This is a genomic window from Ferrovibrio sp. (assembly GCF_965278975.1).
Lineage (GTDB): Bacteria > Pseudomonadota > Alphaproteobacteria > Ferrovibrionales > Ferrovibrionaceae > Ferrovibrio.
The window spans coordinates 4,271,926-4,283,579 of record NZ_OZ257126.1 but is presented as its reverse complement, the minus strand read 5'-3'; the positions used below and the strand labels follow the sequence as shown (position 1 = coordinate 4,283,579).

At 64.2% G+C, this 11,654-nt stretch carries 11 protein-coding genes; all 11 read left to right on the top strand.

Annotated elements, in window-relative coordinates; genetic code table 11:
• Positions 1-2: 2 nt before the first annotated feature.
• The 11 genes from trkA to tgt all read left to right on the top strand — a co-directional run bounded on the left by trkA (position 3) and on the right by tgt (position 11,572).
• Positions 3-1,376 carry a Trk system potassium transporter TrkA gene (gene trkA, locus ACQY7X_RS20645; RefSeq protein WP_428247371.1) on the top strand — a complete coding sequence of 458 codons (1,374 nt, stop codon included), beginning with the start codon at positions 3-5 and terminating at the stop codon, positions 1,374-1,376.
• 18 nt (positions 1,377-1,394) lie between these two features.
• The gene (locus ACQY7X_RS20640) at positions 1,395-2,288 is read left to right on the top strand and encodes a D-amino-acid transaminase (RefSeq protein WP_428247370.1); all 894 of its coding nucleotides are present in this window, start codon (positions 1,395-1,397) and stop codon (positions 2,286-2,288) included.
• A 203-nt stretch (positions 2,289-2,491) separates the two neighbouring features.
• Entirely contained in the window at positions 2,492-2,785 is a 294-nt protein-coding gene (gene hfq / locus ACQY7X_RS20635) for an RNA chaperone Hfq (protein WP_428247369.1), read from the top strand.
• Between the two features lie 4 nt (positions 2,786-2,789).
• Complete coding sequence (gene hflX, locus ACQY7X_RS20630; RefSeq protein WP_428250084.1) at positions 2,790-4,106, top strand: GTPase HflX; 1,317 nt, start codon at positions 2,790-2,792, stop codon at positions 4,104-4,106.
• On the top strand, positions 4,103-4,924 hold the full coding sequence (locus tag ACQY7X_RS20625; RefSeq protein WP_428247367.1) for an inositol monophosphatase family protein: 822 nt from the start codon (positions 4,103-4,105) through the stop codon (positions 4,922-4,924). Before hflX ends, ACQY7X_RS20625 begins: the two co-directional genes overlap by 4 nt.
• A gap of 142 nt (positions 4,925-5,066) precedes the next feature.
• Complete coding sequence (gene gyrA, locus ACQY7X_RS20620; protein ID WP_428247365.1) at positions 5,067-7,793, top strand: DNA gyrase subunit A; 2,727 nt, start codon at positions 5,067-5,069, stop codon at positions 7,791-7,793.
• A complete protein-coding gene (gene coaD / locus ACQY7X_RS20615; protein WP_428247364.1) occupies positions 7,790-8,311 on the top strand; it encodes a pantetheine-phosphate adenylyltransferase in 522 nt (173 codons plus the stop codon). Before gyrA ends, coaD begins: the two co-directional genes overlap by 4 nt.
• On the top strand, positions 8,308-8,871 hold the full coding sequence (locus ACQY7X_RS20610; protein WP_428247362.1) for a peptidylprolyl isomerase: 564 nt from the start codon (positions 8,308-8,310) through the stop codon (positions 8,869-8,871). Before coaD ends, ACQY7X_RS20610 begins: the two co-directional genes overlap by 4 nt.
• Before the next feature lie 23 nt (positions 8,872-8,894).
• A complete protein-coding gene (locus ACQY7X_RS20605; protein ID WP_428247361.1) occupies positions 8,895-9,374 on the top strand; it encodes a peptidylprolyl isomerase in 480 nt (159 codons plus the stop codon).
• A 30-nt stretch (positions 9,375-9,404) separates the two neighbouring features.
• The gene (gene queA / locus ACQY7X_RS20600) at positions 9,405-10,451 is read left to right on the top strand and encodes a tRNA preQ1(34) S-adenosylmethionine ribosyltransferase-isomerase QueA (protein WP_428247359.1); all 1,047 of its coding nucleotides are present in this window, start codon (positions 9,405-9,407) and stop codon (positions 10,449-10,451) included.
• Positions 10,448-11,572, top strand: a complete 1,125-nt coding sequence (gene tgt, locus ACQY7X_RS20595) for a tRNA guanosine(34) transglycosylase Tgt (protein WP_428247358.1) — start codon at positions 10,448-10,450, stop codon at positions 11,570-11,572. Before queA ends, tgt begins: the two co-directional genes overlap by 4 nt.
• Positions 11,573-11,654: the final 82 nt, after the last annotated feature.

The window sequence follows — 11,654 nt, the reverse complement described above, 5'->3', positions numbered from 1 at the left end:
CCATGAAGGTCATCGTCTGCGGCGCAGGTCTGGTCGGCACTACGATTGCCCGGCAGCTTGCCGCCGAGGGCAACGAAGTGACGGTGATCGACCAGTCCGCCGAGCAGGCGCACAAAGTGGCCGAAACCTACGATCTGCGTTCCATTGTCGGCCATGCCTCGCATCCCGATGTGCTCGACCGCGCCGGTGCCGCCGATGCGGACATGCTGATCGCGGTGACTTATGCCGATGAAGTCAACATGATCGCCTGCGAAGTCGGCCGCGCCATCTTCAAGGTGCCGACCAAGATCGCCCGCATCCGCGCCCAGAGCTACCTGAAGCCGGAATGGTCCGATCTGTTCAACGGCGAGAATATTTCTATCGATTATATCATCTCGCCGGAGATCGAGGTGGCCCGCGCCATTCATCGCCGCATCCTCACGCCTGGCGCCTTCGACATGATTCCTTTCGCCGGCGATCGCCTGCGCCTGATCGGCGTACGCCTGGAAGAAGAATGTCCGGTGCTGAACACGCCGCTGCGTCAGCTCACCGAGTTGTTCCCGGACCTCAACATCAACATCTGCGGCATCGTGCGCAACGACGAGATGATCGTGCCCGAGGCTGATGACTACATGGAGGCGGGGGACGAGATCTATTTCCTCTCCATGACCAACCATGTGCAGCGCGCCATGCGGCTGTTCGGCCATGAGGAGCGCGAAGCGCGCCGTATTGTGCTGGCCGGCGGCGGCAATATCGGCCTGTTCCTGGCGCGCGAGATCGAGGCACAGAAGTCGGTCAAGCTGAAGCTGATCGAGGCCAGCCGGGCCCGCGCCGAAAGCATTGCCGGCCAGTTGCAGGATTCCGTGGTGATCCAGGGCGACACGCTGGACATGGATATCCTGAACGAAGCCAAGATCAGCAGCGCCGAGGCGATCATCGCGCTGACCAATGACGACGAGGTGAATATCCTCACCTCGCTGCTGGCCAAGCGCGCCGGCTGCCAGCGTGCTATCACGCTGGTGAACAATCCGGCGTATGAAAACCTGGTAGGCCCGCTCGGCATCGATGTGGTGGTGAACCCGCGCTCGACCACGGTATCGTCGATCCTGCAGCATGTGCGGCGCGGCCGTATCCGGGGCGTGCACAGCCTGCGCGATGGCGCGGCGGAAGTGGTGGAGGCCGTGGCTATTCAGACCAGCGCGCTGGTTGGCAAGCCGCTGCGTGAACTGCATCTGCCCGCCGGCATCATGATCGGTGCCATCGTGCGCAACGAGGATGTGGAAATCGCGCGCGGCGATTCCGAGATCGAGGCCGGCGACCGGCTGATCCTGTTCGCGCGCAAGGATGCGGTGAAGAAGGTGGAAAAGCTCTTCGCCGTGCGGCTTGAATTCTTCTGATCGATTGAGGATATCGCGATGTCGCGCGTTGCCTATGTCAATGGCCGCTACCAGCCCTACCACCAAGCCTCGGTACATGTGGAGGATCGCGGCTTCCAGTTCGCCGATGGCGTTTATGAAGTGATCGCGGTGATTGGCGGCCGCATGGTGGATGCGGAAGGCCATATCGTGCGGCTTGAGCGCAACCTGGATGAACTGCGCATCGCCCATCCGATGAGCCGTGCCGCCATGCAGGTAGTGTTTGAGGAAACCATCCGCCGCAACCGGGTCGATTTCGGCAGCATCTATGTGCAGATCACGCGCGGCGCGGCGCGGCGCGATTTCCCGTTTCCCGCCGGCATCCGCCCCAGCTTCATCGCCATCGCCAAGCCGCTGGACCGGGCGAGGATCGCCGCCAATGCCGCCAAGGGCGTTGCTGCCATCACCACCCGCGACCAGCGCTGGGCGCGCTGCGATATCAAGAGTGTCGGCCTGTTGCCGGCGGCGCTCGCCAAGCAGCAGGCCAAGGAGGCCGGTGCTTTCGAGGCCTGGCTGGTGGATGGCGAGGGCAGGGTGACGGAAGGCTCGTCATCCAATGCCTGGATCGTCACCAAGGACGGCGCCCTGGTCACCCGCCAGCTTGATAACGGCATCCTCAGCGGCATCACCCGCTCGGCCATCCTGGCCCTGGCCAAGGCCGAGGGGTTGACGATCGAGGAACGTGCCTTCACGCCGGCCGAGGCTTATGAGGCGCGGGAGGCCTTCGTCACTTCCACCACGGCTTTCCTGATGCCGATCACCAGCCTGGACGGCCGTTCCATCGGCAATGGCGCTCCGGGCCTGCTCGCAAGTAAAATGCGAGCGATTTACGATATTTATGCCAATTCCCAGGCGGCTGGAGAGCTGCCCTCGGCGCCTTACCTGGCGCCCTGATCGCTGTATTATGTTGCAGTGCGGCATGGCGTCGCGGGGGGATGCCCGGCGGAGTTGAGCCATTGTTTTGCCATACTTCGTGTCTATGTTAGCAACATGGGTATTGCGCGGTCGGCAGCCTGTATAGCCGCGCCGTTCTTTCGGCAATCCCGACAACAAAAACAAGAATGCGATAACAACAAACAAAAAAGAAAGGTCCAACGATGGCCGCCGAAAAGCCGCAAAACGTCCAGGACGTTTTCCTCAACCACATCCGCAAGACCAAGACCCCGGTCACTGTGTTTCTCGTCAATGGCGTGAAGCTGCAGGGTATCATCAGCTGGTTCGACAATTTCTCGGTGCTGCTGCGCCGTGATGGTCACATGCAGCTGGTCTACAAGCATGCGATTTCGACCGTGATGCCGTCTGGTCCGATTCAGCTGTTCGACCCGGCTGCCCAGGGTGGCGCCGCCCAGGGTGGTGCTGCCGGTGGCAGCGCTGGCGGACACCACGACTGACGCCTTGAGCGATCAACCCGCGAGCCCGTCCGGCGGCAATGGCGCCGGACGGGCCCTGGTCATCCACCCCGTTCTGAAGGGCGCCGCGCCCGAGAAGCGACAGCCGGAAGCCCGGCTGGCGGAGGCTGTCGGCTTGACTCGTGCCATCGAGCTTGAGGTGCGTCATGCCGAGGTGATCAACGTCTCGGCCTGGCGGCCGGCGACCTTGATCGGGCCTGGCAAGGTGGAAGAACTGGCGCAACTGATCCAGGAGCAGCCGGTGGATGTGGTGGTGGTGGATGCCGCCGTCACGCCGGTGCAGCAGCGCAATCTGGAGCGCGGCCTGAAGACCAAGGTGATCGACCGTACCGGCCTGATCCTGGAAATCTTCGGCGCCCGTGCCCGCACGCGTGAAGGCCGGCTCCAGGTCGAACTGGCGCATCTGACCTATCAGCGGTCGCGCCTGGTGCGATCCTGGACCCATCTTGAGCGTCAGCGCGGCGGCTTCGGCTTCCTCGGTGGTCCCGGCGAAAGCCAGCTCGAAATGGACCGCCGCATCATCGGCGACCGTATCACCCGCATCAAGGCCGAGCTTGAGCATGTGGTGACCACGCGCGGCCTGCATCGCCGGGCACGCCAGAAGGTGCCGTATCCGGTGGTTGCCCTGGTTGGTTATACCAATGCCGGCAAATCGACCCTGTTCAACCGCCTGACCCGGGCGGATGTGTTCGCCAAGGATCTGCTGTTCGCCACGCTGGATCCCACCATGCGCGTGGTGAAGCTGCCCTCGGGCCGCAAGGTGATCCTGTCCGATACCGTGGGCTTCATCTCGGACCTGCCGACCCATCTGGTGGCCGCTTTCCGTGCCACGCTGGAAGAGGTGGTGGCGGCCAATCTGGTGCTGCATGTGCGCGACATGGCGCATCCTGACTGGGCGGCGCAGGGCAGCGATGTTGATGCCGTGCTGGCCTCGCTCGGGGTCACGGCGACCTCGGGCCACAAGCTGATGCAGGCCTGGAACAAGATCGACCAGATGGCGCCGGAAGAGCGCGACACGCTGCTGAATCAGGCCGAGCGGCAGGATGATGTAGTGGCGATTTCGGCCCTGGACGGCACCGGTTGCGATGCCCTGCTGGCCCATATCGATGACCGCCTGGGCGATGATCGCGTGGAACTGGACCTTACCCTGCCGGCCGCCGATGGCGCCGCGCTGGCCTGGCTGCACCGCCATGGCGAGGTGCGCAGCATGGCGGAGAAAGACGGCGAACTGCATCTGGCGGTCAGCCTCAGCCCCGGTGAATATGGCCGCTGGCAGAAGCGGCAGCAGGGAGCCCGGGAATGATCGACATGTCGGCGGTGAACCGCCTGCTGGTGGACGCGGCGAAGGAGACCATCCTGCCGCATTTCCGCCGGCTCAAGGCTGGCGAGGTGGATACCAAGTCCGGGCCGCATGACATCGTTACCATTGCCGACCGCGCCGCCGAGGCCTGGCTTGGCCCGAAGCTGAAAGCATTGGCGCCGGACTCGGTGATTGTCGGCGAGGAAGCCGCCAGCGCCGATGAAAGCGTGATGGAGGCGCTGCGCCGCCCTGGCACCGTCTGGCTGATCGATCCGGTGGATGGTACGGCGAATTTCGCTGTTGGCTCAGCGCTGTTCGCGGTCATGGTCACCATGGTGCGCGATGGCGAGGCGGAGGCGAGCTGGATTCATGATCCGGTGCGTGGCGTCACCGCTATGGCGCGGCGCGGCCAAGGTTCGTGGATGCTGGAAGCCGATGGCAGTGAGCGGCCATTCCGCCTGCCTAGACCGGCCAGCCTGGCGCATATCTCGGGCGCACCGAATATCCGCTATGGCGAGCGCGATTTCGCCGCGCGCATCGCGCATCGGCTCGACCGTACCGCCGGCATGCTGATCCTGCGCTGTGCCGGCCAGGAATACATGGCCATCGCCGAAGGCCAGATCCATTACGCGGTCTATAACCGCGCCTTGCCCTGGGATCATGCTGCCGGCTGCCTGCTCATCACCGAGGCTGGCGGGGTAGCAAAGCGGCTCGATGGCAGCCGCTATCGCGCCGCTGACAAGCCCTGGGGCAGCCCGCTGGTTGTGGCTTGCGGCGAAGACCCCTGGAACTGGCTGAAATCGGGCATTTTCGACCACTGATTTCGCCCCCTCCGACGGGGCCCCCGGCGTTGCCCCGAGAAGCCCGGATATGGTAGTTTTCCCAGCCTGATTCCACCGCTGAAAACCGGGGCGAGTCGAGGCCATTTCTGCCTTGTTCCCGACCAGAATCGGACCCCGTCCCGTGACCGATCAGCCTTCGCTTCCGCAGGATATCCAGCCCATCTCCATCGAAGAGGAGATGCAGCGCAGCTATCTCGGCTACGCGATGAGTGTGATCGTGTCGCGTGCCTTGCCCGATGCACGCGATGGCCTGAAGCCGGTGCATCGCCGCATCCTCTACGCCATGCAGGAAGGCGGCTATACCGCCGACAAGGCCTACCGTAAATCGGCGCGCATCGTCGGTGACGTGATGGGTAAGTATCACCCGCATGGTGACCAGTCGATCTACGATGCCATGGTGCGTATGGCGCAGCCTTTCTCCATGGGACTGATGCTGCTGGATGGCCAGGGCAATTTCGGCTCGATGGATGGCGATCCGCCGGCGGCGATGCGCTATACCGAAACGCGCCTGGCCCGCACTGCTGAGTCGATGCTTGATGACATCGACAAGGACACGGTCGATTTCCAGCCGAACTACGACGATAGCGGCGAGGAACCCTCGGTTCTGCCGGCACGGTTCCCCAACCTGCTGGTGAATGGCGCCAACGGCATTGCCGTCGGCATGGCCACCAATATCCCGCCGCATAATCTCGGCGAGGTGATCGATGCCGCCTGCGCCTATGTCGATAACCCCGAGATCACGCTGGACCAGTTGCTCGATATCCTGCCGGGCCCGGATTTTCCCACCGGCGGCATCATCTTGGGCCGTGCCGGTGCCAAGGCCGCGCTTTACACCGGTCGCGGTTCCGTGGTGGTGCGTGGCCGCGCCACCATCCAGGAAATCCGCAAGGACCGCGAGGCCATCGTCGTCACCGAGATTCCCTATCAGGTGAACAAGGCCTCGATGGTGGAGAAGATCGCCGAGGCGGTGCGCTCGAAGCGCATCGAGGGCATTGCCGATCTGCGCGATGAATCCGACCGCGACGGCGTGCGCGTGGTGATCGAACTCAAGCGCGATGCCATGGGCGAGGTGGTGCTGAACCAGCTTTACCGCTTCACGCCGTTGCAGACTTCCTTCGGCGTCAACATGCTGGCGCTCAATGCCGGCAAGCCGGAATTGCTGAATATCAAGCAGCTGCTCGGCGCCTTCGTGAACTTCCGCGAGGAAGTGATCGCGCGGCGCACCCGCTACCTGCTGGCCAAGGCGCGCGACCGCGCCCATGTGTTGGTCGGCCTGGCCATCGCGGTGGCCAATATCGACGAGATCATTGCCGTGATCCGCGCCGCGCCGGATCCGGCCACGGCGCGCGAGCAGTTGATGGCGCGGCAATGGCCGGCCAGTGAAGTCGCCAGCATGATCGCGCTGATCGACGATCCGAGCCATCGCGTGGAAGACGGCTTCTACCGCCTTTCCGAAACCCAGGCGCGCGCCATTCTGGAACTGCGCCTGCAGCGCCTCACCGCCCTGGGTCGCGATGAAATCGGCGACGAGATGAAGCAACTTGCCGAGCAGATCAACGAATATCTGGCGATCCTTGGCGACCGCACCAAGCTGATGGCTTTGCTGCGTGATGAACTGGTGGCGGTGCGCGAGCGTTTTGCCGTGTCGCGCCGCACCGAAATCCAGGATGTGGAATTCGAGGCCGATGCCGAGGACCTGATCCAGCGCGAGGACATGGTGGTGACGGTGAGCCATGCCGGCTACGTCAAGCGCACGCCGCTTTCCACTTACCGGACGCAGAAGCGTGGCGGCAAGGGCCGCGCTGGCATGGCGACCAAGGAAGAGGATTTCGTCACCGAACTGTTCGTGGCCAACACGCATCAGCCGGTGCTGTTCTTCTCCAATATCGGCCGCGTCTACAAGCTGAAGATCTACCGCCTGCCGATCGGCACGCCGCAATCGCGCGGCAAGGCCTTCGTCAACCTGCTGCCGTTGTCCGAGGGCGAGAAGATCGCCGTGGTGATGCCGCTGCCGGAAGATGAGGCGAGCTGGGGCAACCTGCATGTCGCCTTCGCCACCGCCAAGGGCTATGTGCGGCGCAACGACCTGTCCGACTTCGTCTCGATCAATGCCGGCGGCAAGATCGCGATGAAGTTCGAGGGCGAGGATGCCGATGACCAGCTGGTCGCCGTGCGCTCCTGCTCGGACCAGGACGATATCCTGCTCACCAGCCACCAGGGCAAGTGCATCCGCTTCCAGGTTTCTGAGGTGCGCAGCTTCCAGAGCCGTTCCTCCACCGGCGTGCGCGGCATGAAGCTGGCCGATGGCGACCACGTCATTTCGATGTCGATCCTGCGCCATGTCGAGGTTACGTCCGAGGAGCGCGAGGCTTATCAGCGCCGCAAATCGGCGCTGGAGCGGATCGAGGCCGGCGAGACCGGCGTGGAACTGCCGAGCGAAATGACCGCCGAGCGCTTCACCGAACTGCAGGTGCAGGAGCAGGTGCTGCTCACCGTCACCGAGAAGGGCTACGGCAAGCGCAGCTCGGCCTATGAATACCGCGTCACCGGCCGCGGTGGTTCAGGCATCATCAATATCGAAACCACGGCCAAGAACGGCGATGTGGTTGCCACCTTCCCGGTGGAGCATGGCGACCAGATCATGCTGGTCACCGATGGCGGCCAGCTGATCCGCTGCCCGGTGGACGACATTCGTATCGCTGGGCGGAACACTCAGGGTGTGATCATCTTCAAACTCGCGGAAGGCGAGAAGGTGGCATCGGTTGCGCATTTGACCGATACTGGCCAGGGTGATGAGGGCGGCGCCGAGGATACGGCGCCGGGAGGAGAAGAGGGAAGCGAGGCATGAGCAAGACCCGTATCGGTCTCTACCCGGGCACGTTCGACCCGGTTACCAAGGGCCACTACGATATCATCAAGCGCGCCGCCAAGTTGGTGGACAAGCTGGTGGTGGGCGTGGCGGTGAATGCTGGCAAGGGGCCGCTTTTCTCGCTGGAAGAGCGCGTTGCCATGGTGCGCGAGGAGATCGGTCCGCTGATGCCCGGCGCCACCGAGTTCGAGGTCAAGCCGTTCTCCAACCTGCTGATGCATTTCGCCATGGATATCGGCGCGGCGGTGATCATCCGCGGCCTGCGTGCGGTATCCGACTTCGAATATGAATTTCAGATGGTGGGCATGAATGCCCGCCTCAATTCCGAAATCGAGACCGTGTTCCTCATGGCCTCGGATAACCACCAGTTCATCGCCTCGCGCCTGGTCAAGGAGATCGGCATGCTGGGCGGCGATGTGGCGCCCTTCGTGTCGCCGCGCGTTGCCGAGCGGCTGCTGGCGCGCGTTGCCGTGTTGAAGGAAGGCCGTTCAGAATGATCCGCCGCCAGTTCCTTGCCTCCACGGCCGCTCTTGGGGCTGCCCTTTGGGCCGCGCTGCCCTTTGCCGCGCAGGCCCAGGTGACGGACCCGGAGAATACCCTGTATCTCGACCTGGAATGGGGCCGCGTGGTCATTGCCATGCGCCCGGACCTGGCGCCGCGCCATGTGGCGCGGATCAAGGAACTGACCCGCAAGGGCTTCTACGACGGCATCGTGTTCCATCGCGTGATCCGTGGCTTCATGGCCCAGACCGGCGATCCCACCGGCACCGGCATGAACGGTTCGGGGCAGAAGATTCCGGCTGAATTCAGTGGCGAGCGCCATGTGCGCGGCACCGTGTCGATGGCGCGGGCCAATGACCCCAACAGTGCTGACAGCCAGTTCTTCATCTGCTTCGATACCGCATCCTACCTCGACCGCAACTACACGGTCTGGGGCAAGGTGGTATCGGGCATGGAATTCGTCGACCGCATCAAGAAGGGCGCACCGGGCAGTGGCCAGGTGGATGGCCCGGACAAGATCGTCCGCATGCGCGTCGCCGCCGACGTGAAATCCTGACCCTATAAGCTGGAGCCGCCACCATGAGCGCCGATCTTGAGAATACCCTCTATCTCGAACTCAAGGATGGCCGTGTCACCATCGCGCTGCGCCCTGATCTGGCGCCGAAGCATGTGGCCCGCATCAAGGAACTGGCGCGGCAGCATTTCTATGACGGCCTCAAGTTCCATCGCGTGATCGATGGCTTTATGGCGCAGACCGGCTGTCCGCGCGGCACCGGCACCGGCGGTTCGGGCCAGAATCTCAAGGCCGAATTCAACAAGGAGTCGCATCAGCGCGGCACTTGCTCGATGGCGCGGGCGCAGAACCCGGACAGCGCCGACAGCCAGTTCTTCATCTGCTTCGACGATGCCAGCTTCCTCGATGGCCAGTATACCGTCTGGGGCCAGGTCACCGATGGCATGGAGCGTGTTGACGGCATCAAGAAGGGCAGTCAGCGCGATAACGGCTCGGTGAGCGATCCAGACAAGATCGTCTCGCTGCGCGTCGCCGCCGACGTCTGATCCGCCGGGCTGCGCGCCCGGTATCGAACCATGCTGGTCGACGATTTCGATTTCCACCTGCCGGCGTCCCTGATCGCCGAGCGGCCTGTGTCGCCGCGCGATGCCGCGCGCCTGCTGCTCTGGCCGTCCGATGGGGCCGAACATCATGTGCGTGATCTGCCGGACCTGCTGCGACCGGGCGACCTGCTGGTATTCAACGATACCAAGGTGATCCCGGCACGGCTGTTCGGCCGTCGCGAGCGTGATCCGCTGGTGGCGGTGGAGGTGCTGCTGCTGAAGTCGCTGGGCCAGCGGCTGTGGTCGGCGATGGCACGGCCGGCCCGCCGGCTCAAGCCCGGCGACCGGCTGCTGCTGGATGGCGGCTTGGTGGCCGAGGTGGCGGAGAGGCTGCCCGGCGTCGATGGCCTCAGCTTGCGTATCGACCGCGACGATGCCGAATTGCTGCCACTGCTGGAGCAGGCCGGCGCCATGCCGCTGCCGCCCTATATCGTGGCGCAGCGTCCGGCCGATGCCCGCGACCATGCCGATTACCAGACAGTCTATGCCGCCAAGGCCGGCGCCGTTGCCGCGCCCACGGCTGGGCTGCATTTCACGCCCGAATTGCTGCGGCGGCTGGATGAGCGCGGCATTGGCCGTGCCACGGTGACGCTGCATGTCGGCGCCGGCACGTTCCTGCCGGTAAAGGCCGAGCGGGTGGAAGAGCACCGCATGCATGCCGAATGGGGTGAGGTGGATGAGGCGGCAGCCGAGGCGATCCGTGCCGCCAAGGCGCGCGGCGACCGCATCGTGGCAGTGGGCACCACCAGCCTGCGCTTGCTGGAAACGGCGGCGCGCGAGCATGGCGAACTGCGCCCCTGGCGCGGCGACACCGATATTTTCATCACGCCCGGCTTCCGTTTCCGTGCCGTGGACGCGCTGATGACCAATTTCCACCTGCCGCGTTCCACGCTGGTGATGCTGGTGGCCGCCCTGGTCGGCCAGGAGGCGCAACGTGCCCTCTATGCCAAGGCCATCGCGGAAGGCTATCGTTTCTACTCCTACGGCGATTCCTCGCTGCTGTTCAGGTCTGCCCCATGAGCCTCGCTTTTACTGTCCATGCCCGCGATGGCGCCGCGCGCCTCGGCAAGCTTGAGACTGCCCATGGCGTGATCGACACGCCGGTATTCATGCCGGTGGGTACGGCGGCCACGGTAAAGGCGATGACGCCCGAGGCGGTTGCCGCCACCGGCGCGCAGATCATCCTGGGCAACACCTATCACCTGATGCTGCGGCCCGGCGCCGAGCGCGTAGCAAAGCTCGGCGGACTGCATAAATTCATGCATTGGCCGGGGCCGATCCTCACCGATTCCGGCGGCTTCCAGGTGATGTCGCTGGGGCCGCTGGCCAAGGTCACCGAGCGCGGCGTTGCCTTCCAGTCGCATCTCGATGGCGCGAAATACGATCTCACGCCGGAGCGTTCGGTGGAGATCCAGCATCTGCTGGATGCCACCATCACCATGCAGCTTGATGAATGTGTGTCCTATCCGGCGGAAGAGAAGCGCGCGGCGGATGCCATGCGGCTGTCCCTGCGCTGGGCCGAACGCTGCAAGGCGGCTTTCGATGCACGGCCCGGCTATGGCCTGTTCGGGATCGTGCAGGGCAGCACCTTCCAGGCCTTGCGGGAAGAATCCGCCGCCGGCCTGCAGCAGATCGGCTTCGACGGTTATGCCATCGGCGGCCTGGCGGTGGGTGAGCCGCAGGAGGCGATGTTCAAGACCCTGGAAGAAACCGTGCCGCATCTTACCGAGGCGCGACCGCGCTACCTGATGGGCGTAGGCAAGCCATCCGATCTGGTCGGCGCGGTGCAGCGCGGCGTCGATATGTTCGACTGCGTGCTGCCGACCCGCTCGGGCCGCACCGGCCAGGCCTTCACCCGGCGCGGCACGGTCAATATCCGCAATGCCCGCCATGCCGAGGATACGCGGCCGCTGGACGCGCAATGCCGCTGCCCGGCCTGTGCCAACCATAGCCGCGCCTACCTGCATCATCTGGTCCGCTCCAATGAAATCCTCGGCAGCGTGCTGATGACCTGGCATAACCTGACCTATTTCCAGGACCTGATGGCCGGCATGCGCGCCGCCATCGCGGCAGGGCAACTGGCTGCCTTCGCCGCCGATTTCCATGCCGGCGAGGCGGCGGGCGATATAGAGCCGCTCTGAATGGGGGAGGCGTGAATGGACAAATTGCGCCGTCACGCCCGGGTTTTTGCCATCGCCTTCGTATTCGCGATGCTGGCCTATG